The organism is Vogesella facilis (assembly GCF_042648525.1).
Classification (GTDB): domain Bacteria; phylum Pseudomonadota; class Gammaproteobacteria; order Burkholderiales; family Chromobacteriaceae; genus Vogesella; species Vogesella facilis.
The window spans coordinates 25,521-48,500 of sequence record NZ_JBHRXN010000026.1 but is presented as its reverse complement, the minus strand read 5'-3'; the positions used below and the strand labels follow the sequence as shown (position 1 = coordinate 48,500).

Here is a 22,980-nt window from a genome sequence, read left to right as displayed (position 1 = left end):
AGACGCCGCCTGCGGCCGGTACCACGGCAACCCCGTTCTACAGCCAGGAAATCATATGAGAAACTTTGCGCAACTGAGTCTTTTCGCCGCTGCGGCGCTCTCCCTCGCCGCCTGCGGCCAACAGCAGGCGGCCAGCGCCGCCGCGGACGGCGTCGAAACCATCAAGATCGGCCAGGTGTCGCCTCTGACCGGCCCGATCTCGCACCTGGGCAAGGATGTCGAATTCGGCGCCAAGCTGGCGATCGACGACCTCAACGCCACAGGCGTGGCGATCGGCGGCAAGAAGGTGCGCTTCGAACTGGTATCGGAAGACGACCAGGGCGACCCCAAGATCGGCACCCAGGTGGCGCAGCGCCTGATCGACGCCGGCGTGGTGGGCGTGGTTGGGCACCTGAACTCCGGCACCACCATTCCGGCCTCGCGCATCTACGCCGATGCCGGCATCCCGCAGATTTCGCCGTCCGCCACCAACCCCGACTACACCCGGCAAGGCTACAAGACCACCTTCCGCATGATCGCCAACGACGTGCAGCAAGGCACGGCGCTGGGGCAGTTTGCCGTCGACACGCTGAAGGCAAAAACCGTGGCGGTGGTGGATGACCGCACCGCCTACGGCCAGGGCCTGGCCGATGAATTCGCCAAGGCCGTCACCGCCAAGGGCGGCACGGTGCTGAAGCGCGAATTCACCACCAATACCGCCACCGACTTCAACGCCATCCTCACCGCCATCAAGGGCGTGCAGCCGGACGTGGTGTTCTACGGCGGCATGGACGCCCAGGCCGGCCCGCTGGCCAAGCAGATGAAACGGCTGGGCATCAAGGCCAAGCTGCTGGGCGGCGACAGCATGCAGACCCCGGAATTCATCAAGCTGGCCGGCGATGCCGCCGAAAGCCTGTACGCCTCCGCCTGCGGCCTGCCGCGCGACAAGATGCCGGGCTTTGCCGCCTTCCACAGCAAGTTCCAGAGCAAGTTCAACACCGAGATCCAGGTGTTCTCGCCATATGAATACGATGCCGTGCACGTGCTGGTGGAAGCGATGAAGCGCGCCGGCTCCAGCGACCCGAAGAAGTACCTGGCCGAGGTGGGCAAGACCAACTACACCGGCGTCACCGGCAAGGTGTCGTTTGACGCCAAGGGCGACATCAACAACGGCGCGGTCACGGTGTACCAGGTCAAGAACGGCAAGTGGCAGGTGGTGTCCACCGTGGGTGGCGCCTGAGCGGCCACGCCGCCGATAAAGTTGCATTCCCCTGATGCAAGATTTTGGCCAGCCACGCGCTGGCTTTTTTTCTGGCCGTCGCCAAGCACGCAGCGGCGAGCGTGCCCCGCAAGCCTGCGGCCAACTGGAGCGCGACGGCAGCCGGCGCGGGGCGCACTGACGGTCGGCCGGCACAGCGCCCGCAGATGCGCTGCGGGCCGCAGCGCATCGCATTGCGCCACAACGGCGCGGCGATTCCGCTGCCGGCCGGATCAGCCGCGCACGCCCTGAAAGGTCTGTCGCCACTCGCTGGGCGCCACGCCGAAGGCCTTGCGAAAGTGCAGCCGCAGTGAAGCCGCCGAGCCGAAACCGGCCTGCTGCGCGATGTGCTCCACCGGCAGCGCCCCCGCCTCCAGCAGCCGCTGGCTCAGTGCCAGCCGCTCGGCCAGCAGCCAGGTATGCACCGTGCCGCCGGTAAGCTGGCGGAAATGGCGGGTAAAGCTGCGCCGGCTCATCAACGCACGCGCGGCCAGACTGTCCAGGCTGTGCGGCTGCGCAAGATTGCCACGCATCCAGTCCAGCAGGCCGGCCAGCCGACCGCCGCCGGCCCCTGCCGGCAGCGGCTGCTCGATGTACTGCGCCTGCCCGCCCTGGCGATGCGGCGGCGTCACCAGCCGCCGCGCCACGCTGTTGGCCGCCTCGGCACCACTGAGCTGGCGCAGCAGGTGCAGGCAGCAATCCAGCCCGGCGGCGGTGCCGGCCGAAGTCAGCAGCGGGCCATCGTCCAGATACAGCACATCGGCATCCACCGCCACCTGCGGAAAACGGCGGGCGAAATCGTCGGCATAGGCCCAGTGCGTGGTGGCGCGGCGGCCATCCAGCAGGCCGGCCTGCGCCAGCACGTAAGCGCCCAGGCACAGCCCGACAATGCGCGCGCCGCGAGCATGCGCCGCGCGCAGGGCCGCCAGCAGCGGCACCGGTGCGGTTTCGGTGTGGTCGCGCCAGCTGGGCACGATCACCACCTCGGCCTGCTGCAGCGCCTCCAGCCCGGCCGCCAGCGTCAGGCCGAAACCGGCGGAGGTAGCCAGCGGCCCGGCCTCGGCAGCGCACACCTCTACCCGGTAGGCCGGCGCCTGCAGCCGGTTCTCGCCGAATACCACGCACGGCACCGACAGATGAAACGGGCTGATGTGGTCGAACGCCACTACGGCAACGCGAATCTCGGACATGAGCAGGCCTCCGCTACGATGGCCCGATCTTAACGCAAATTGTCATTCGGGCCACTCGTGGCGGCGGAGGGGCCGCGGCACACTGCCGACATCGCCAGCCAACACCAGGAGAGCAGCATGAGCACCCCGAAACGCGCACTGATCGTCATCGACGTCCAAAACGAATACTTCAGCGGCAAGCTGGGCATCAGCTACCCGGACCCGGCCATCACCCTGCCCAACGTTGGCCGCGCCATGGATGCGGCCAACGCCGCCGGCATTCCGGTAGTGGTGGTGCAGCACATCACCCCGCCCGGCACGCCGATCTTTGCCGAAGGCAGCCACGGCGCCGCGCTGCACCCCAGCATCGCCGGGCGCCCGCACGACCACCTGATCAGCAAGCAGCAGGCCAGCTGCTTTACCGGCACCGATCTGGCCGCCTGGCTGCGTGCGCGTGACATCGACACCCTGAGCATCGTCGGCTACATGACCCACAACTGCGATGCCGCCACCGTGCTGCACGCCAGCCACGACGGCTGGCAGGTGGAGCTGCTGGCCGACGCCAGCGGCTCGCTGCCCTACCGCAACCGCGCCGGCAGCGCCAGCGCCGAGGAGATCCACCGCGTGTTCAGCGTGGTGATGCAGACCGGCTTTGCCGCAGTGGCGAGCACCGACGACTGGATCGCGGCAGTAGCAGCCAGCCAGCCGCTGGCCGCCAGCGAAGGCGTGCTGGGCTCGCATCTGCAGGCGGTGGCGCGGTAGGCCGCGGCCAACGTTGGCCGCAAAAAAAACCGCCAGCCGGCGCCCGGTTGGCGGTTTTGTTTTGGCGCAGCGACCTCGCTTACTGGCAACCGTCCGGCGTGCAGAACGGCGCGTCGTCCGTGCCCTGGCTGGCAGCCCCGGCCAGCAAGCCTTGCAGATAGCCGGCAAACACCTGCGGCTTGCCCAGGAACGGTGACAGCTCCAGCCGCTGCAGGCGGCCATCCACTTCCAGCAGCAGCGAGGGGAAGCCGCGCAGGCCGTGCGCGGCCATGTCGCGATGGCTGCGGCCAACGTGGGCGGCGAATTCGCCCTGCTGGCGCTGGTATTCGGCGGCGAAGGCGGCGCCATCCAGCCCCAGCTCCTGCGCCAGCTGCTGCAGTACCGTGACATCGGCGATACGCCGCCCGTCCACGTAATGCACCTGCTGCAGGCGATGCAGCATGGCCAGCCCGTCCAGCCCCAGCGCCTCGGCCGCCAGGATCGCCAGCGTCGGCGGCGTGCTGTCGAATACCGCGCTGTTATCCAGCAGCAGTCCGTTGAAGTAGCCATCGCCGAACGGCTGGCCGGTCAGTTGCCGGATGCGTTGGTCGTGGCCCATCACGTACTGGCGCAGCTGCGGGCTTACCTGCTGGCGGTTCGGCCCGCTCATCATCGCCCCGGCGTGCAGTGCGATGGCGAGGCCGGCAACGTTGGCCGCAGCGGCCAGCAGCGGCGCGGCGCCGTAACACCAGCCACACAGCGGGTCGTAGTAGTAATGCAGGGTGGTGGTTACCATTTCATTTCCCCTTTGTTCACCTTGGCGCCGATATCCAGCGCCAGCCCCATGCCGGCCTGCGGGTAGGCGCGCTGCATGGCGGCAATCAGTTCAGCGGCATTGCCCGCCTTGCCCGCCTCACTGTCAAAACGCTGCAGATAGTTGCGGGTGTAGCTGATGGCCGTAGAGTCCAGCTTGCTGCCGGCGGCCATGTGCCCCGGCACCACGATGGCAGGCTTGAGCGCCGCCATCTCGTCCAGCTGTGCCAGCCAGGCCTGGCGCTCAGCCGGCTGTTGGGTGTCGGCGGTCCACACGTGCAGGCCGCTGAACAGCGCCACGTTGCCGGCGATGGCGCGCAGCGCCGGAATCCACACATAGGGTCGACTCGCCAGCACGCCGCGGGTGCCGCGCAGCTCGATCTTCTCGCCATCCACGCTCAGGCTGTCCACACGCAGCGCGCTGGGCACGATGGGCTGTTGCGGTGCGTTGGCACCCATCTTCGGCCCCCAGAATGCCAGCTTGCCGGCCAGCTTGGCCTGGATCTTGTCCGCCACCGCAGGCGTGGCCACTACCGCCGCCTGCGGAAACAGCTCCTTGAGCACCTCGGCGCCGAAATAATAATCCGGGTCGGCATTGCTGATCAGGATGGTCTTCAGCGTCTTGCCGCTGTCCAGCACGTTGGCCGCAATGCGATAGGCATCGGCGCGGGTGAAGCCGCTGTCGATCACCATTGCCTCGTGCTCGCCGCTCACCACCACGGCATTGGCGTGAAAGCTGCCCTCGCCGGCGTTGTAGACCTTGAGTTGCAGCGGCTGGGCGGCGTGAGCGGCGGTGCTGGCCAGTACGATCGAAGTGGCAATGACGGTTTGGCGAAGCATGATGTGTCCTTTCATGGCGGCGGGGGCCGCGTGCTTGATGGACGCCACTATAATTTCCCAATTCGGCCAGATAAAGCGGCTAGACTGCGCATATTTGTTGCACTAATCGAGCAGATAATATGGACCGTGTCACCGCCATGCGGGTCTTCGCCGACGTAGCCAGCAGTGGCAGCTTCAGCGCCAGTGCCGGGCGGCTAGAGATGTCGCGCGCCATGGTCACGCGCTACGTGGCCGAGATGGAGCAATGGCTGGGGGCGCGGCTGCTGCAACGTACCACCCGCAGCGTGACGCTCACCGACGCCGGCGAACAGGCGCTGCGCCGTTGCCTGCAGATGCTGGCGCTGGTGGCGGAGGTGGAGGACGAAGTGGCGCCGGCCGGCGGCGGGCTGCGCGGCCAGCTGCGGCTCACCAGCAGCATGTCCTTCGGCCATGCCCACCTGGCGGCGGCGCTGGCGGAGTTCCTGGCACGACACCCGCAGCTGAAAATCGACCTCAACGTGGGCGACGCCACCCTCAACCTGGTGGAGGCGCGCATCGACCTGGCGATACGCATCAGCAGTGAGCCGGACCCGGCGCTGATCGCCCGCCCGCTGGCGGTATGCGACTCGGTACTGGTGGCCAGCCCCGCCTACCTGACGCGGGCCGGCACGCCGCAGACACCGGCGGAGCTGGCCGGCCACCGCTGCCTGGGCCACAGCAACGTTGGCCGCAGCAGCTGGCAGTTTCAACGTGGCGCGCTGCGGGCGACGGTGAGCGTGGCCACCCGCCTCACCGCCAACGACGCCACCGTGCTGCTGCACGCGGCACTGGCCGATGGCGGCATCAGCCTGCAGCCGACCTACCTGGCCAGCGCCTTGCTGCAGGATGGCCAGCTGCAACAGGTGCTGCCGGACTGGCAGCCGCCGCAGATGAGCATCTACGCGCTGTACCCGTCGCGCCGCCATCTGTCGCCGGCGGTGCGGGCACTGCTGGATTTTCTGGTGGAACGGTTTGCGCGGGCAGGTTGGTAGCGGGTTGAACAGTTTGCGCCGGGCGGCGCCGGCAAGGGCGGGCAACATGTATCTGCCGGGCAGCGCCGGCCTGGCGCCGCGAATGCAAGCCTGGCCGGCGACCGGCGATGCCACCCGCAGCATCGCGGCAGCGGCCAATGCTCAGGGGGCTTTGCGCGCGCGCTTGACCACGTACATTTCCACATCCGCCAGCTGGATGGCAGCATCCGGGCTTTGTGCCGCCGCCGGCACCGCCACTACGCCAACGCTGGCACCGGCGTAGGGTACGGTGTCGCCGGCCAGCGTGTAGGGGCCGATGGTGGCGCTGGTGAGCCGCTGCTGCAGCGTGGCCGCCACCTTGCCGGCTTCGCCGCTGGTGATCGTCGCGCTGCCGGCGTCCTGCTCGTCCAGCGCCGGACCGGGGCCGATGAACAGGAACTCGTCGCCGCCCAGCCGTCCCAGCCGGTCGCTGCTGCGCAGGCTGGCCTGCAGGCGCTGCGACACCGCTTTCAGGAAGTCGTCCCCGGCCTGATGGCCGAAGCTGTCGTTGATTTGCTTGAAGCCATCCAGGTCGATGACGCCGACCAGCACGCTGCTCTGGCTGCGCTCGGCCTGCGCCAGCAAGCGCTCCAGCTCCTCGAACATGGCGCGGCGGTTGGGCAAACCGGTCAGGGCATCCGTCAGCGCATAGGCGGCCAGCTGGTCGTTCGCCACCTGCAGCTTTTCCACCAGCATTTCCCGCTCGATGAAGTTGGCCACGATATTGGCAAACAGCTGGAACAGCGCGTCGATGTTCGACGGAATGTTCTGCTTGGCGGCGCTGGCCGCGCACAGGGTGCCCAGCAAGGCGCCCTCGCCATTGAGGATGGGCGCGCTGACATAGGTCTGGATGCCCAGCTGGCGCGCGGCGTCCGAATCGCCCCACAGCGCCAGCACCTCGTTGGTGGAGGGCCGCCCCATGTCCAGCGCCCGCTTGCACAGCGTGTCGCCCCACGGCACGGTCAGGCCTTCGGGAATGGTCATCTGCCCGCAATTACGGGCAAAGCGCACATGCTGCGTGCTGTGCTGCAGGTCGATGCTGGTGAGATAGGTGGACTCCATGCCGGTGATGGTACTGAGCATTTCCAGCACTGGGCGAATCAGCTGATCTATGGTTCTGGCGGTATTCAGCGAAGAAGTCAGCTGGGTGAGGATGCGTTCCATATGCGCTTTCGTCTGGCGATGGGAGGAGTCCACAGGCGCCCCGCGGAGAGGGGGACTGTAGTCATTATAACCAGCCGCCAGCGGGCTTCACCATAGCGCCCGGCCGCTAAAACCCACGGCGGCCGGGATGGCTGCGCCGCTGGATTACGCCCCCGCGGCGGCCTGCATTCAGCCGGCAGCGGCTGGCCAATAAACTAACTACACTATTGGCAGGCAGATAAATATTGTCGGTTTATGGCTGCCACCGTCACGCACAGGGAATATTGCCGACAACTAAAACGCACGCTTTGAACAAGAGCGCATCGTCGGATGGTGCGACAGGGGAGCAAGGCCGGGTTGCCGTCGGCAATGCGGCCGGTGAATAAACCACACCCCTGGGCCGCCATTGCCATGAAGCGCAGCAGCAAGATCGCCGCCATCGCCGTGGGCAGTTACCTGCTGGCGGCAGTGGCCATCGCCGTGGTCGGCCTCAATGATCACACCGCGGATACTGCCGACCTCATCGTGGTACCGGGCAGCGCCGTGGCGGCGGACGGCACCCCGGGCGCACCGCTGCAGGCCCGCCTCGATGCCGCCGTCAAGCTGTACCGCGCCGAGCGGGCGCCGGAGATTTATGTCAGCGCCAGCATGGACCAGGCCGGCCACGATACCGTAACCATCATGGCCGATTACCTGCTGGAGCAAGACATCCCGGCCGCCGCCATCGTGCGCGATCCGCATGGCACGGACACCGCCGCCACCGCCGCCCATGCCGCGCAATACCTGCAACAACAGCAGCGCCAGCGCGCGATGCTGGCCACCCAGTTCTACCATGTCGCGCGCCTCCGGCTGGCGCTGGCGCGCCACAATATCCGCGTCACCGGCAACCTGCATGCCCACTATTTCGAACGCCACGACCTGTATGCGCTGCTCAGGGAAGTGCCGGCCTATCTCTTCTATTTTGTCAGCCAGTAATGGCAGCCACCGCACCCTGGGTAGCCAGCCAGCCGGCGGCCCCGCAAAAGCGCGCGCCTTTTTATTGATGGCAGGCAGCCACACACACAACAAAACGCCGGCTTTATTCCCGACGGGTAAAAGAGCAGGCGCCGCCGTGGCAATGGCCGCCAGCCGCGCCGGAACACCGTGCAAGCGGCACCGCGCGCTGCTTGATCGTGCCGGCGGCCAAGCTGGCGCCGCGCCAAGGCGATTGTCTTTACCCAGAACAAGGAAAGCGGGGTCGCGCTGCGGCAAGCTGGCCGCTCCCCTCCCCGCGCCGCCGGCCTGTGCCGGCGGTTTCGACAAGGATTTCCCCATGCGTACCCTGCTTTCCGCCCCACTGTTACTGGCCTGTTCGCTCTTGGCCGCCAGCGCGCAGGCCGCGCCGTCCGGCACGGTGTTTACCGCCAACGAGCGTGGCAACTCCATCAGCCAGCTCGACCTGGCCGCCGGCAGCGTCGCCACGGTCGCCGTCGACATCGCCCCGCACAATGTGCAGGTAACGCCGGATGGCAAGCGCCTGCTGGCGGTGGGCATGAACCCGCATGCCGGCCACCACGGCGACGGACAGGCGGCGGGCGAACTGCTGGTCTTCGAGCTGCCGCTCGGCGCGCGGCCAACGTTCCGCCTGCCGGTGGCCGGCCATCCGGGGCATGTGATTACCGACGCCGCCAGCAACACCGCGTTTGTCAGCGATGCCAGCAACAACGCCGTGCAGGTGTACGACCTGGCCAGCCGCCGGCACACCGCCAGCATCCGCACCGGCGCCTATCCGCATGGCCTGCGGCTGAGCCCGGACGGCAAGTCGATCTACGTCGCCAATATGCAGGACAACTCGGTATCGGTACTGGATGTGGCGGCGCGGCGCGAGGTGGCGCGCATCGCCGTGGGCAAGGCGCCGGTGCAGGTGGGTTTTGCGCCGGATGGCAAGCAGGCCTATGTGTCGCTCAGCGCCGACAATGCGCTGGGGCTGATCGATACCGCCCGGCGCACGCTCAGCGGCACGGTAAAGGTTGGCCGCACGCCAATCCAGATGATGGCCACCCCGGACGGGCGGCAGGTGTTTGTCGCCAACCAGGGCAGCCGCCAGCAGCCGGATGACCGTGTCACCGTGGTCGACCCCCGCGCCGGCAGCGTGATTGCCGAAGTCAGCACCGGCCCCGGCGCGCACGGCGTGGCCATCAGTAGCGACGGCCAGTATGTGTTTGTCAGCAATATCGAATCCGCCACCGTGGCGGTGATCGACAGCGCGCAGCACAAGGTGGTGGCCAGCTACCCGGTGGGCGCCGGCCCCAACGGCATCAGCTACCGCGACTAGGCCGGCAAGCGCGCCTAGTTGGCCGCATCCGGCACCGTGGCAGGCGGGGTGTAGCTGGCGGCCCAGTCGAGGAAGGTCTCCGCCGGCATCGGCTTGGCGATGAAGTAGCCCTGGGCGAAATCGCAGCCCAGCGCGGCCAGCTGCTGCCAGTGCGCCAGCGACTCCACCCCCTCGGCCACCGTCTTGCGCCCCAGGTCGCGCACCAGATCGATGGTGGAACGCACGATCATGGCCGAATCGTTGCTGCTGGACATTTTGGCCACGAACGACTGGTCGATCTTGATGTAGTCCACCGGCAGCTTTTGCAGATAGCTGAGCGAGGAATAGCCGGTGCCGAAATCGTCGACGTACAGCGGAATGCCGTCCGCGCGCAGCGCATGCAGCAGGTTCAGCGCCAGCTCCGGGTCTTCCATCACCGAGCTTTCGGTGATTTCCAGCTCCAGCCAGCCGGCCGGCAGCCCCCGCGCCGCCTGCCACTGGCGAATCTTGTCCTGCAAGCCCTCGTCGCGCAGATTGCGTGCCGACAGGTTGACGGCGATCGGCAGCAGCGCGCCCTGCGCCTGCCAGCGCTGCAACTGGTCCAGCGCCGCGCTGATCACCCACTCGGTCAGCGGGCGGATCAGCCCGGTCTGCTCGGCCAGCGCGATGAACACGCCGGGGAACAGCAGCCCGCGCCGCGGGTGCTGCCAGCGCACCAGCGCCTCGGCACCGCAGATGCGCCCGGAGGCGAACGCCACCTTGGGCTGCAGATGCAGCCGCAGCTCGCCGCCCTCGATGGCGCGGCGCAGCTCGCCCACCATGATCAGCCGCTCGGCCTGGGCGTGCGCCTGCCCCGGATCGAAAATCACATGGCTCAGGCCCTGTTTCTTGGCCTGGTGCACCGCCTTGTCCATGCGCCGCAGCAGGTTGTGCGGCGTGGTGCCGTGGTCCGGGAACATGGCGATGCCGGCGCGGGCGGTGACATCGAGCGCGATGTCCGCCACCGGGAACGGCCGCAGCAGGTTGGTTTCGATGTCGTCGACCACCGCCAGCGCCGCCATGGCATCGCAGCCGGGCAGCAGGATGGCAAACTCGTCGCCGCGCACCCGCGCCACCAGCGCCGGCGCCGGCACGCTGTTCTGCAGCCGGGTGCCGAAGTCGCACAGGATCTGGTCGCCGTAGATGAAGCCCAGCGCGTCGTTGATCTCGCCCAGCCGCTCGATATTGAACTGCAGCGTCGCCAGCTGCTGGCCGCTCTGCGCGCAGGCGGCGATGGCGGCGGCCAGCACCTCCTCGAACTGCAGCGCGTTGGGCAGCCCGGTCAGCGCGTCGTAACGCATCATGTGGTGCATGGTGGCGCGGGTCTGCTCCTGCTCCGCCTGGGTGCGCAGCGTGGCGATGCCGAAGGCCAGGTCTTCGCTGGATTCGGTGAGCAGCGCGATCTCGTCGGCGTCGAAGGTGTCGGCCTCGGCATCGTAGATGGTCAGCGCGCCGATGACCCGGCCGCCCACCCACAACGGGCAGGCCAGCCCCGAGGTCGGGCCGTCCAGCTGGTCGCGCCACGGCGCATGGTGCGGGTCGAGCTGCATGTCGCGCACCAGCTGCACCTCGCCGCTGCGGATCGCGCTGGGCGAGACGCTCTGGCCGCGCTCGTCATCGACTGCGCTCAGCCCCAGCTCCATCAGCGCCGCCAGCCCGCCCGGGTAGCCCTCGTGCGCCATCGGCCGCAGCGGCATCTGGCTGCCGTCCAGCTGGTACCAGATCACCGCCATGCTGTAGCCGCCGGCCTGCACGATGGCCTGGCACATGCTGTCCAGCAGCTGCTGCTCGTTGTCGGCGCGCAGCATGGCGCGGTTGCCGGCGCTGAGCGTGCGCAAGGCGCGGGTGACGTGCTCCAGCTCGCGCACCCGCAGCCCCAGCTCGGTGTTGAGCGACACGATCTTTTCTTCGGACTGCTTGCGCTCGGTGATGTCGGTGCCCAGCACGTAGTAGCCGACCACCGCGCCGTTGGCATCCTGCTTCGGCACATAGCGGATGCTCTGCCACACGCCGGCAAACGGTTGCCAGTCATAGCCTTGCGGCTCGCCCCGCAGCACCTTGTCGATCAACGGCCGCGCGATCGCATAGCGCTGCTCGCCCAGAATCTCCGCCACCGTGCAGCCGGCCAGGTCGGCCACCTCCGGCGCAAAGCGCTGCTGGTACTGCTCGTTGACATAGACATAGCGGCGCTCGGCGTCCACGTAGGCGATCAGCGCCGGCACCGCGCGGATGACGCTGCGCAGGTGGTCCTCGCTGGCCTGCCACTGCGCGGTGCGCTCGCGCACGTGCGACGCCAGCAGGGAGTTTTGCTCGCGGATGATCCGCTCGGCGCGGCGGTCGTCGCTGACATCGCGGAACACCAGCACCACGCCGTGCAGCTCGCCGCTGCCATCGCGGATCGGCGCCGCGCTGTCGGCGATCGGGCATTCGCTGCCGTCGCGGGCGATCAGCGCGGTATGGTTGGCCAGCGCCTGGGTGCGGCCGCTGACCAGCACCGCCGCCACCGGGTCCACCGCTGGGGCGCGGGTCTGCTCGTTGACGATGCAGAACACCTCCTGCACCGGCCGGCCGCGGGCCTGCGCCAGCGTCCAGCCGGTAAGCAGCTCGGCCACCGGGTTCATGCGGGTGATGCGGCCAACGTTGTCGGTGGCCAGCACCGCATCGCCGATCGAATGCAGCGTGGTGGACAGGCTTTCCTCGCTGTCGGCCAGCTCACGCCGGTGTTCCTCGGTGAGCCGCATCTGCCGGCGCACCAGCAAATAGGTGGCCAGCAACAGCAGCACCAGCATGCCGCCCACCAGGGTGCCGGTGCGCACCAGCGTCTGCCGCGCACCGGCATACGCCGCGTCACGCAGCGCCAGTAGCCGCCGCTCCTCCTTGTCCATGGCGCTGAGCAGGCCGTAGGTGATGGCGCGCGTTTGCCGCAGCGGCGCCAGCGTCAGGTAGGCGTTGGCCGCCGCCTCGCCCTCGGCGATACGCAAGTGCTCCACCTGGCGGGCAATGGCCAGCCGCTGGGCAAGCACCTGGCGCAATTGCGCCAGCCGCTGCAGCTGCTGCGGGTTGTCGGCGATCAGGCGCTGGATCTGTTGCAGCGAATCCGCACGCGAGGAAATGGCCGCATCGCGTTCCTGCAGATACGCCGGGTCGCCGCTCAGGCGGAAGCCCTGCATGGTCAGCTCCACCTGCAGGGTATAGCCGCGGGAGCGGGCCAGTAGATGCAGCAGCTCATGGGTATGGGAAACCCATTGCGCCGAGCGGGTGGCGTCCTCGGCGATTTTCCAGATGGTGAGCGACAGCGCCGCCACCACCAGCACGGCGGCCGAGATGGCCGCCAGCAGTCTGGATTCAAAACTGAGCCACAAAATAATGCCTCTTTCAAAATGCGCAGCGGCCATCCGGCCTGCGAGCGGCTGCCGCTGCTAACGACTGCCGTGCCGGCCGGCGGCGGCAATGCAGCTGTCGCGGCGCGGCCACGGCAAATCAATGATTCGTCATGAGCCAAACTCCATTCATATTGGGAAAGATCGCCGCGCGAAACAACAATAATTTGCAACCTGTTCAATGCATTGCAGTAGCGATAACAAGCCGTTGCCCGGTTTGATACCGGCCGCTTTCAAGTTGCCGCCAGTGCCGCGGCCATCCTGCCCGGCAGGCCGCCAGCCTGGCCGGCTGACATAAATCCCACATCCCGCCGTCACACCACTGCCATGCACTGCCGGCACCATGCGACAAACGCCACCGCGGGAGTCAGCATGAGCACGCATACCCTGGTTCACCAAGCCGTCAACAATTCCACCACCACCGGGCTGAAAGCGCTGGGCGACCGGCTGTTTGCGCGCTGGTTCAGCCAGCTGGTGTATGCGCAGATCTGGGAAGACCCGCAGATCGACATCGAGGCGCTGCAGCTGCAACCGGGCGCGCGCCTGCTCACCATCGCCTCCGGCGGCTGCAATGCGCTGGCCTACCTCAGCCAGCAGCCGGCGGTGGTGCACGCGGTGGATCTCAACCACAGCCATCTGGCGATGCTGGCGCTGAAGAAGGCCGCCTTCGCCACCCTGCCCGACTACCAGACGCTGCTGGATTTCCTCGGCAGCGCCGACCGCAAGCACAACCCGCAGCGTTTTCGCCGCTACGTGGCGCCGCAGCTGCCGGTGGCGGCGCGCCAGTACTGGGAAGGCAAGGACTGGCGCGGCCGCCAGCGCTACCAGCAGTTTGCCCGCCACGGCTATCGCCACGGCCTGCTGGGGCGCTTCATCGGCTTTGGTCACCTGGTTACACGGCTGCTGGGCGGCAACCTGGCGCGGCTGGCGGATGCGGCCAACCTGGCCGAGCAGCGCGAGCTGTTCGAGCGCCACCTGGCGCCGGTATTCCGCCACCCGTTGCTGCGCTTCCTCGCCCGCCGCGAGAGCCTGCTGTACAGCATGGGCATTCCGCCGGCACAGTTTGCCGCGCTGCGCGCCGATGCCGGCGGCGATCTGGCCGCGCTGTTCCGCGAGCGGCTGCAGCGGCTGGCCTGCGACTTTCCGCTGGCCGGCAACCCGTTTGCGCAGCAGGCGTTTGCCCGCCGCTACGACCTGACGCAGCAGGACGCGCTGCCGATGTATCTGCAGTCGCGCCACTACGAAACCATCCGCCACAACCTGTCGCGCCTGCTCAGCCACCACGGCTCGCTGACCGATTTCCTCGATGGCTGCGCGCCGCAGTCGCTGGACGGCTACCTGCTGCTGGACGCGCAGGACTGGATGGACGATGCCCAGCTCAACGCGCTGTGGCGGCAGATCACCCGCACCGCCGCGCCGGGCGCGCGCGTGGTGTTCCGCACCGGCGGCAGCCGCTCGCCGCTGGAAGGCCGGCTGGCGCCGCAGCTGATGGCCTGCTGGCACACCGACCCGGCTACCAACCGCAGCCTGCATGCCCGCGACCGCTCCGCCATCTACGGCGGCGTGCACGTGTACAGCAAGCGCACATGATCCGGCTGCATCAGCCGCTGGCGCCGGCCGCCGATGCCAGCTGGCTGCAACTGGCGCGGCAGCACGGCGGCCAGCACTGGGTGAGCAATGCGCCATGCCAGATCGAGGTGTGTGCCAGCCGCCACGGCCCGCTGCCGGTAACGCAGCTGGCGCAGTTTTCCGCGCAGGACAGCTACGTGGCCAGCCCGCGCTCGGCCTGGCTGCGCTACCCGCAGGCCGAGGCACGCCGCCACGGCAGCCGCGTGCAGGCGCTGGCCACGTTGGCCGCATCGCCGCTGTCCGGGCTGATCAGCGCCGCGCGGCTGGACAGTGCGCTGTTGCCGGGCAACTGGCTGCTGTCCACCAATCTGCAGCCGGACTGGCAAGCGCCCGATCTGGCCGCACTGCGCGACAGCCTGCTGGCGCAGCAGCCGGAACAGCCGCTGCTGCTGCGCAATGTCTGCGCCGCGGCCAACCCCGGGCTGCCGCAGCTGCTGACTGAGCAGGGCTGGAGCCTGCTGCCGGCGCGGCTGGTCTACCTGTGCGATCCGCAAGCGCCGGCACTGTGGCGGCGCAGCAATGTGAAACGCGACCAGGCGTTGCTGGAGCAGCCGGACCTGCGCCTGCTGGGGCCGGACGACATCCGCGCCGAGCAGCTGCCGCAGCTGCAGTACTGCTTTCGTGACCTGTTCATCGACAAACACTCGGCGCTGAACCCGGATTTCAGTAGCCGCTTCTTCCGCCTGTGCCACGAGCAGCGCTTCCTGGAGCTGTACGCGCTGGAGCTGGGCGGCAATGTGGTGGGCTGCATCGGCCTGTACCAACGCCACGGCTGGCTGACCACGCCGATGCTGGGCTACGACACCCGGCTGCCGGCGGCGCTGGGGCTGTACCGCCGGCTGATGGCGCTGCTACTGCGCGAGGCGCGCCAGCGCGGGCTGCGGCTGCACTACAGCGCCGGCGCCGGCTCGTTCAAGCGCCATCGCGGCGGCGAGCCGCAGCTGGAATACAGCGCGGTGTATGCGCGCCACCTGGGCAAGCGCCAGCAGCTGGCGCTGTCCACGCTGGCGGCGCTGCTGCACAACACCGCCACGCCCCTGCTGCAGCGCTACGGCTAGCCCCTGTCCTTTGGTGAAAGCGGCATATGCTTAGCGGATTTTCTGCTTGGCCGCACGGCCGGCTCCCGGGTTATGCTTGCGCCATTGTTTTTTGCCTTTGACACCGTAACGGCGCAGCCCTGCGCCGTTTTGCCTTGTGGAGAGATTGCATGCGCACCCGACTGACCCTGCTGGCCGCCGTGCTGGCCTGCGGCACCACCGCCTACGCCAAACCCCTGACCGTGTGTACCGAAGCCAGCCCGGAAGGCTTCGACGTGGTGCGCTACAACTCGCTGACCACCACCAATGCCAGCGCCGACGTGCTGTTCAACCGCCTGGTGGACTACGACGCCCGCGCCGGCAAGCTGGTGCCCAGCCTGGCCAGCAGCTGGCAGGTGGCCGCCGACGGCCAGAGCATCACCTTCAGCCTGCGCCCCGGCGTCGGCTTCCACAAGACCGCCTGGTTCAAGCCCAGCCGCCCACTGAACGCCGACGACGTGGTGTTCAGCTTCCAGCGCATGCTGGACCCGACGCACCCGTGGTACAAGAGTGCGCCCACCGGCTACCCGCACGCCAAATCGTTCCAGCTGGACAAGCTGATCAAGGCGGTGGTGAAAGTGGATGCGCGTACCGTGCGCTTCGAACTGAACCAGCCGGACGCCACCCTGCTGCCACTGCTGAGCATGGGCTTTGCCAGCATCTACTCCGCCGAATATGCCGAGCAGCTGGCCAAGGCCGGCAACTTCGACCAGCTGAACAGCCTGCCGGTGGGCACCGGGCCGTTCGTGTTCCAGAGCCTGGCCAAGGACAGCGCGGTGCGCTATGCGGCCAACCCGGCCTACTTCGGCGGCAAGCCGCCGGCCGAGCGCCTGATCTACGCCATCACCCCGGACAGCGCGGTGCGCGCGCAAAAGCTGAAGGCCGGCGAATGCCAGATCGCGCTCAGCCCCAAACCGCAGGACATCAACGACGTGGCCGGCGATGCACGGGTGAAAGTGCTGAGCACGCCGATGTTCTCCACCGCCTTCGTGGCGCTGAACAGCCAGCACAAGCCATTTGACGACAAGCGCGTGCGCCAGGCGGTGAACCTGGCGTTCGACAAGGCCAACTACCTGAAAGTGGTATTCGTCGGCAGCGCCGTGGCCGCCAACAACCCGTTCCCGCCGTCCACCTTCGGCTACAACAAGGCAGTGAAGGACTACCCGCAGGACCTCGCTCGCGCCAAGAAGCTGCTGGCCGACGCCGGCTACGGCAACGGCTTCGACACCAGCATCTGGGTGCGCCCCACCGGCAGCACGCTGAACCCGAACCCGAAAGCCGGCGCCGAAGTGCTGCAGGCCGACCTGGCCAAGATCGGCATCCGCGCCGAGATCAAGGTGCTGGAATGGGGCGAGCTGATCAAGCGCGGCAAAGCCGGCGAGCACGACCTGCTGTTCATGGGCTGGGCCGGCGACAACGGCGACGCCGACAACTTCCTCACCCCGCAGTTCAGCTGCGCCGCGGTGCAGTCCGGCACCAACTTCGCCCGCTACTGCGACCCGGCGCTGGACAAGCTGATCACCGACGCCCGCCACGTGGCCAACCCGAAACTGCGCGCCGCCAACTACGCCCGTGCGCAGCAGCTGATCAAGGAACAGGCGCTGTGGCTGCCGCTGGCGCACCCCACCGCCGCCACGCTCACCAGCAGCACGGTCAGCGGCTACCAGGTCAGCCCGTTCGGGCGGGTGGATTTCAGCAAGGCCGTCGTCAAGTAAGCCGCGCCGACACCGCCTGGCCTGCGGCCAACCTTGGCGCCAAGGTTGGCCGCAGCGCGTTTGGGGCTGGCGTAACGCGGGCCGCAACGCCGCGCAGCCGACCACCAGACCGGCCCGGCGCGCTTGGCGCCGCCTGCGCTTTTACGCTAAAACTCAGCCATCGCTGTTGCGCCGGAAACCACCGATGCTGAAAAAACTGTTGGGCGGCCTGCTGGGCAAAACCGCCACCCCCGCCGCCGAAACCCGCTCCACGCCGCCCGCCCCCGTGGCCGCCGCCAGTGCCGCCGATCACGCCGCGCCGCTGGATCAGGTGCAGTCGCTGGGCTTCGTCGCCCACCAGCCGTTGCAGGACAAGGCGCAACGGGTGGTGGCCTACGAGTTCGTGGTCAAGGGCAGCCAGGCGGCCCGCTCGCGCGCGCACCAGCGCACCTTCGACCAGCTGCTGCTGAGCACGCTGCGCAATATGAATGTGTTCCGCCTGCTGGCCTACCGCCGCGCCTTCATCCACCTGTCGCTGGCGTCGCTGGATGACCTCGCCACGCAGCAGCTGCCGCTGACCAGCTGCATCTTCGTGCTGGAAGCGCAGGAAGGCGATGCGCTGGACGACGTGCTGCTGGCGCGGCTGGACATGCTGCGCCAGGCCGGCTGGCGCTTTGCCGCCGAACCGGCCCGCTTTGGCAGCCAGGCGCGCGCGCTGGCGCTGTACCAGCGCATGGACTACCTGGTGCTGGACTTTGCCGCCCCCAACACCCGCGCGCTGTTCCCGCTGCTGGAACAGCTGCCGCAGCGCTTCAGCCAGCTGCGCTGGCTGGCGCGCAATATCAATTCCGCCGAAGAGCTGGCGCTGTGCCAGCATGCGCCGGGCAGCCAGCATTTTGCGCTGTTCCACGGCTCCTACCTGGGGGTGGCGCAGCCCGGCGGCAGCCGCAAGCAAGAGGCGCCCAACCAGGGCCGGGTGCTGGAGATCATGCGCCTGCTGCGCGCCGGCGCGTCGCCGGCCAGCATCGAGGCGCAGTTCAAGCTGGATTCGCTGCTGCTGTTCAAGCTGCTGCGCTACGTCAACTCGCCGGTGAACGGCCTGGCGCGCAAGATACAGAGCATCGAGGAAAGCATCATGCTGCTGGGCCGCGACACGCTGTTCAAATGGCTGTCGCTGCTGCTGTTCACTGCCGAGCGCGACAACGGCGCCGCGCTGACGCTGATGGAGAAATCGCTGATCCGCGGCCGCTTCATGGAGCAGCTGGGGCTGCGCCACGGCAACAAGCTGGAGGCCGAACACCTGTTCCTCACCGGCATGTTCTCGCTGCTGGGCGCGCTGCTGCACAGCAGCCAGGCCGAGGCGCTGGCGCCGCTGGAGCTGCCAAGCACCATTGCCGATGCGCTGCTGCACGACAAGGGCCTGTTCGCCGCGCCGCTGCAGCTGGCGCTGGCCTGCGAGGACGACGACAGCGCGGCCATCGCCAGCCTGTGCGCCGCGCAGCGCGTCAGCCTGGAACAGGTTACCGGCCTGTATCTGGATGCGGTGGTGTGGGCGCAGGAAGTACTGACCGAAAGCGACGTGCAGAGCAATGTGGATGGCGTGTAACCGGCCTGCGGCCAACCTTTGGCGCCGCTGACACGCGCTTGTCACCTGCCGGCGCTAGCATGCCGGGCTGATTGTCCCGGCCTGCCCGGGTTCTTGCCCAGCCCGCGCGGAGCCGCCCCCTGCCATGCATGTGACCACCAGGCTTGCCACCTACGGCGCGGACGAGATCGGGCTGATCTGCGGCTTTCACTTCGACGCCCGCCAGGCCGGCCGGGAGATCGACTCCGCCGCCGCGCTGCACTGGCTGCAGCAGCCGCAGAGCGAAGGCTTTCTGTGGCTGCACTTCAACCTGGCGCATGCCGCCTGCGAGCGCTGGCTGCGCGGCAATCTCGCGCTGCCGGACGATTTCTTCGACATGCTGCGCGCCGGCAGCAGCGCTACCCGCATTGAACCGGCCGAGCAGGCGCTGCTGGCGGTGATCAACGACGTCAGCTTCCACTTCAACCTGCAGTCCAGCGATATCGCCAGCATGCTGGTCTACGCCGGCCAGCGGCTGCTGATCACCGCGCGCGCCCGGCCGCTACGCTCGGTGGACCAGCTGCGGGCGGCGGTGAAACGCGGCGGGCGCTTCCACTCGCCGCAGGCGCTGCTGGTGCACCTGCTGCAGGACCAGGCCGAGGTGCTGGCGCGCATCGTGCGCGACACCACGGCGGAGGTGGACGGCATCGAGGACAAGCTGCTGGCCCAGCGCCTGCAGGACAACCGCGCCGAGCTGGCCGCCATGCGCCGCGCGCTGGTGCGGCTGCAGCGCCTGCTGGCGCCGGAGCCCGGCGCGCTGTTCCGCCTGCTCAACCGCCCGCCGGCCTGGCTGCTGGAAGAAGACGTGCAGGCGCTGCGCGAATCCACCGAGGAGTTCTCGCTGGTGCTCAACGACCTGGCCACGCTGGTGGAGCGCATCAAGCTGCTGCAGGAAGAACTGGCCGCCATGCTCAACGAGCAGAGCAACAAGACGCTGTTCACGCTGACGGTGGTGACGGTGCTGGCGCTGCCGATCAACATCGTCGCCGGCTTGTTCGGCATGAACGTCGGCGGCATCCCGCTGGCCGGCCACCCGCACGGCTTCTGGCTGCTGCTGGCCTTCGTCGCCGGCTTCACCGCACTGGCCGGGGTGTGGGCGTTCCGCAAGAAGGCCGGCTGATCAAACGCCGGCGCTGCGCTAGAATCGGCGCTGTTTCCAGCCTGCAAGCATCCACCATGCCCAGAAAGTCCCGCATCCGCGCCGGCAGCGGCGTCACCCTGCACGACGTCGGCCAGGCCGCCGGCGTCAGCGCCATCACCGTGTCGCGCGTGCTGCACACCCCGGACAAGGTGTCGGAAGCGCTGCGAGAAAAGGTGCTGGCGGTGGTGGAACAGCTGGGTTACGTGCCCAACCGCGCCGCGCGCCACCTGGCCTCCGCCCGCTCGCACACCGTGCTGGTGCTGATTCCCTCGCTGAGCAACACCGTGTTCATCGACACCCTGGCCGGCATCGAGGAAGTGCTGCAGCCGGCCGGCTACCAGATGCTGATCGGCAATACCCACTACGACGCCGCGCAGGAACTGCAGCTGCTGCGCGCCTACCTGGAGCACAGCCCGGACGGCCTGCTGCTTACCGGGCTGGCACAAAGCGCCGAGTTCAGCCAGCTACTGGCGCGCCACCGGCTGCCGGCGGTGCACATGATGGATCTCACCGCCGACGGCCGCGACTGCGTCGGCTTTTCGCAGGAAGACGCCGGGCGGGCGATGTGCGAACACCTGCTGGCGCGCGGCCGGCGCCGCATCGCCTTCCTCGGCGCGCAGCTGGACGAGCGGGTGCAGAAGCGCCTGGACGGCTACCGCGCCGCGCTGGCCGCCGCCGGCTGCCACCAGCCGGCACGCGAGCTGCTGGACCCGCGGCCTTCCAGCATGCAGATGGGCGCCGACATGCTGGATGCGCTGTTGGCCGCACAGCTGGACTGCGACGCGGTGTTCTGCTGCAACGATGACCTGGCCATCGGCCTGCTGGCGCGCTGCCAGCAACGCGGCATCGCCGTGCCCGGCCAACTGGCGGTGGCCGGCTTCAACGACCTGGCCCCCGCCGCCTGGACTACCCCGCCATTGACCACAATTGCCACACCCCGCCATGACATTGGCCGCATTGCAGCGCAGCAACTGCTGGCGCGACTGCGCGGGGAAACCACGCGCCCGGCCTGTATCGACCTGGGTTTTGCGCTGCAACATAGAAAAAGCAGCTGAGTTGCCCTGCCGCGATAACGCCCTCGCCGGGCATTGCGCGTGAAAAATTGTTAGCGCTAACATTGCGCCAGCGTGTTGGCCCGGATGCGGCCAACTTTTTTCACCTCACAATGTTAGCGCTAACATGACAGCAAACAATATCGTGATCATGGGCGTGGCCGGCTGTGGCAAGAGCCATATCGGCCAGGCGCTGGCCGCCGTACTGGGCACCGCCTTCATCGAAGGCGACAGCTTCCACCCGCCGGAAAACATCGCGCTGATGAGCGCCGGCACGCCGCTGGACGACAGCCACCGCCAGGGCTGGCTGGAAGCGCTGGCGGCAAGGTTGGCCGCCAGCCGTGCCGGCAGCGGCAGCGTGCTGGCCTGCTCGGCGCTGAAGCGCCGCTACCGCGACATCCTGCGCGCCGCCGACCCGGACATCCTGTTCGTGCACCTGGCCGGCAGTCCGGAGCAGATCGCGCCGCGCATGCAGCAGCGCAGCGCCCACTTCATGCCCAGCAGCCTGCTGGCCAGCCAGTTCGCCGACCTGGAGCCGCCGGCCGCCGACGAGAACGCGCTCACCGTGAACGTGGGCGAAGCGCCGGAAGCCATCACGCAACGCATTCTCGACCGCCTCTCCCTGCGGTCAACCCGGCAGTAACAACACACACAACCAGAGAATCAGAGGAGACACATCCATGACTGCAAGCACACCACGCGGCGGCCGCCGCTGGCAGATCGGTACCCTGCTGGGCATCGGCATCCTGGTGAACTACTTCGACCGCATCAGCCTGTCGGTGGCCGCACCGCAGCTGCAAAGCGAGTTCCACCTCGACAACAGCGACCTGGGCCTGCTGTTCAGCGCCTTCTTCTGGACTTACGCGCTGCTGCAGATTCCCACCGGCATGATCCTGGACCGCTTCGGGGTGAGCAAGGTGGGCCGCTGGGGCGCCTTCCTGTGGGGCGTGGCCGCCACCCTTACCGCGCTGGCCGGCGGTTTTGGCGGCATCTTCGCCGCCCGCGCGCTGCTGGGCGTGGCCGAGGCGCCGGGCTTCCCGGCCAGCTCCAAGGCCACCGGCTACTGGTTCCCGCGCCGTGAGCGCGCCATGGCCACCGCCATCTTCGATGCCGCTGCCAAGTTCTCCAACGTGATCGGCGTGCCACTGGTGGCGCTGGCGGTAGTGCATCTGGGCTGGCGCTGGGGCTTCGGCCTCACCGCGGTGCTGAGCCTGCTGTACTTCATCGCCTTCTGGGCGATCTACCGCGACCCGAGCAAGGACAGCAAGCTGTCGGCCGAGGAATACCGCCACATCGTGGACGGTGGCGCCACGCCGGAAGGCGGCGCCCAGGGCGGCTCGCTGCAGATGCTGGGCTACCTGCTGCGCCAGCGCAAGGTGTGGGGGCTGTCCATCGGCTTTGCCGCCTACGGCTATGTGTTCTACCTGTTCCTGACCTGGCTGCCGGGCTACCTGGTGCAGAGCATGCACATGAGCATCCTGAAATCCGCCTGGTTCTCCGCCATTCCGTGGATGTTCGCCACCCTGTCCGACCTGCTGGTGGGCGGCTGGCTGATCGACCACCTGATCGCCCGCGGCCACGATGAAACCCGCGTGCGCAAGGGCGTGCTGCTGGGCGGCATGCTGCTGGGGCTGGCGGTGTTCGGCACCACCACCACCCAGGATCCGTACATCGCCATCATCTGGATCACCATCGCGCTGAGCGGCCTGGCCGCCGCCGCGCCGGTGGGCTGGTCGCTGCCGTCGCTGATCGCGCCGCAGGGCGGCACCGGTACCGTGGGCGGCATCATGAACTTCGCCAACAACATGATGGGCGCCATCGCCCCTATCGTTACCGGCATCATCGTCGGCAGCACCCACTCGTTCAGCAATGCCTTCCTGGTGGCGGGCGTGATGCTGCTGATCGGCATGGCCGCCTTCGTGTTCCTGCTCGGCCGCATCGAGCCGATTCCGGAGCCGGCCAGCCAGGCCGGGGCAGCAGACCATAGCGCCAAGCGCAGCGCAGCGTAAACGGCTTGCGGCCAACCTTTGGCCGCCGGCAACGCAAGCATGCGGCTCTGCCTCGCGGCAGGGCCGCATTTT

Annotated in this window: 18 protein-coding genes; 13 read left to right on the top strand and 5 right to left on the bottom strand. The window is 68.2% G+C overall.

Features of this window, described 5'->3' with window-relative positions; genetic code table 11:
- The first annotated feature begins 55 nt into the window (after positions 1–55).
- Entirely contained in the window at positions 56–1,219 is a 1,164-nt protein-coding gene (locus ACFOLG_RS09200) for a branched-chain amino acid ABC transporter substrate-binding protein (protein ID WP_386091049.1), read from the top strand.
- Between the two features lie 251 nt (positions 1,220–1,470).
- Here ACFOLG_RS09200 and ACFOLG_RS09195 read toward each other — a convergent pair whose 3' ends face one another.
- Positions 1,471–2,427 carry a GlxA family transcriptional regulator gene (locus ACFOLG_RS09195; RefSeq protein ID WP_386091047.1) on the bottom strand — a complete coding sequence of 319 codons (957 nt, stop codon included), beginning with the start codon at positions 2,425–2,427 and terminating at the stop codon, positions 1,471–1,473.
- 117 nt (positions 2,428–2,544) lie between these two features.
- Here ACFOLG_RS09195 and ACFOLG_RS09190 point away from each other — a divergent pair, with 117 nt between their 5' ends.
- Positions 2,545–3,168, top strand: a complete 624-nt coding sequence (locus tag ACFOLG_RS09190; RefSeq protein ID WP_386091045.1) for a cysteine hydrolase family protein — start codon at positions 2,545–2,547, stop codon at positions 3,166–3,168.
- A gap of 79 nt (positions 3,169–3,247) precedes the next feature.
- Here ACFOLG_RS09190 and ACFOLG_RS09185 read toward each other — a convergent pair whose 3' ends face one another.
- Both ACFOLG_RS09185 and ACFOLG_RS09180 read right to left on the bottom strand, forming a co-directional pair.
- On the bottom strand, positions 3,248–3,943 hold the full coding sequence (locus ACFOLG_RS09185) for a DsbA family protein (RefSeq protein WP_386091043.1): 696 nt from the start codon (positions 3,941–3,943) through the stop codon (positions 3,248–3,250).
- On the bottom strand, positions 3,937–4,800 hold the full coding sequence (locus ACFOLG_RS09180; RefSeq protein WP_386091041.1) for an MBL fold metallo-hydrolase: 864 nt from the start codon (positions 4,798–4,800) through the stop codon (positions 3,937–3,939). Before ACFOLG_RS09180 ends, ACFOLG_RS09185 begins: the two co-directional genes overlap by 7 nt.
- Positions 4,801–4,919: 119 nt before the next feature.
- Between ACFOLG_RS09180 and ACFOLG_RS09175 the strand changes: the two genes are divergently transcribed.
- Entirely contained in the window at positions 4,920–5,810 is an 891-nt protein-coding gene (locus ACFOLG_RS09175) for a LysR family transcriptional regulator (protein ID WP_386091039.1), read from the top strand.
- A 141-nt stretch (positions 5,811–5,951) separates the two neighbouring features.
- Here ACFOLG_RS09175 and ACFOLG_RS09170 read toward each other — a convergent pair whose 3' ends face one another.
- Entirely contained in the window at positions 5,952–6,992 is a 1,041-nt protein-coding gene (locus tag ACFOLG_RS09170; RefSeq protein ID WP_386091037.1) for a GGDEF domain-containing protein, read from the bottom strand.
- Positions 6,993–7,349: 357 nt separating this feature from the next.
- Between ACFOLG_RS09170 and ACFOLG_RS09165 the strand changes: the two genes are divergently transcribed.
- Both ACFOLG_RS09165 and ACFOLG_RS09160 read left to right on the top strand, forming a co-directional pair.
- Positions 7,350–7,946: an ElyC/SanA/YdcF family protein gene (locus tag ACFOLG_RS09165; RefSeq protein ID WP_386091035.1), complete on the top strand. Its 597-nt coding sequence runs from the start codon at positions 7,350–7,352 to the stop codon at positions 7,944–7,946.
- A 337-nt stretch (positions 7,947–8,283) separates the two neighbouring features.
- Positions 8,284–9,285 carry a YVTN family beta-propeller repeat protein gene (locus tag ACFOLG_RS09160; protein ID WP_386091033.1) on the top strand — a complete coding sequence of 334 codons (1,002 nt, stop codon included), beginning with the start codon at positions 8,284–8,286 and terminating at the stop codon, positions 9,283–9,285.
- Between the two features lie 14 nt (positions 9,286–9,299).
- On the opposite strand, the gene ACFOLG_RS09155 is transcribed toward ACFOLG_RS09160, so the two are convergent.
- Complete coding sequence (locus ACFOLG_RS09155) at positions 9,300–12,665, bottom strand: EAL domain-containing protein (RefSeq protein ID WP_386091031.1); 3,366 nt, start codon at positions 12,663–12,665, stop codon at positions 9,300–9,302.
- A gap of 390 nt (positions 12,666–13,055) precedes the next feature.
- Here ACFOLG_RS09155 and ACFOLG_RS09150 point away from each other — a divergent pair, with 390 nt between their 5' ends.
- The 8 genes from ACFOLG_RS09150 to ACFOLG_RS09115 all read left to right on the top strand — a co-directional run bounded on the left by ACFOLG_RS09150 (position 13,056) and on the right by ACFOLG_RS09115 (position 22,908).
- Positions 13,056–14,273, top strand: coding sequence for a DUF3419 family protein (locus tag ACFOLG_RS09150; RefSeq protein ID WP_386091029.1), 1,218 nt, complete (start codon positions 13,056–13,058; stop codon positions 14,271–14,273).
- Positions 14,270–15,370, top strand: a complete 1,101-nt coding sequence (locus ACFOLG_RS09145) for a GNAT family N-acetyltransferase (RefSeq protein WP_386091026.1) — start codon at positions 14,270–14,272, stop codon at positions 15,368–15,370. Before ACFOLG_RS09150 ends, ACFOLG_RS09145 begins: the two co-directional genes overlap by 4 nt.
- Before the next feature lie 149 nt (positions 15,371–15,519).
- Positions 15,520–17,103, top strand: coding sequence for an ABC transporter substrate-binding protein (locus tag ACFOLG_RS09140; protein ID WP_386091024.1), 1,584 nt, complete (start codon positions 15,520–15,522; stop codon positions 17,101–17,103).
- A 184-nt stretch (positions 17,104–17,287) separates the two neighbouring features.
- Positions 17,288–18,688 (top strand): EAL and HDOD domain-containing protein, encoded by a 1,401-nt coding sequence (locus ACFOLG_RS09135; protein ID WP_386091022.1) that lies wholly within the window; start codon positions 17,288–17,290, stop codon positions 18,686–18,688.
- Positions 18,689–18,812: 124 nt separating this feature from the next.
- Positions 18,813–19,826, top strand: a complete 1,014-nt coding sequence (locus ACFOLG_RS09130; RefSeq protein WP_386091021.1) for a transporter — start codon at positions 18,813–18,815, stop codon at positions 19,824–19,826.
- Between the two features lie 56 nt (positions 19,827–19,882).
- Complete coding sequence (locus ACFOLG_RS09125) at positions 19,883–20,902, top strand: HTH-type transcriptional regulator GntR (protein WP_386091019.1); 1,020 nt, start codon at positions 19,883–19,885, stop codon at positions 20,900–20,902.
- Positions 20,903–21,026: 124 nt separating this feature from the next.
- Complete coding sequence (locus ACFOLG_RS09120; RefSeq protein ID WP_386091017.1) at positions 21,027–21,542, top strand: gluconokinase; 516 nt, start codon at positions 21,027–21,029, stop codon at positions 21,540–21,542.
- A gap of 37 nt (positions 21,543–21,579) precedes the next feature.
- Positions 21,580–22,908, top strand: a complete 1,329-nt coding sequence (locus ACFOLG_RS09115; protein ID WP_386091015.1) for an MFS transporter — start codon at positions 21,580–21,582, stop codon at positions 22,906–22,908.
- Positions 22,909–22,980: the final 72 nt, after the last annotated feature.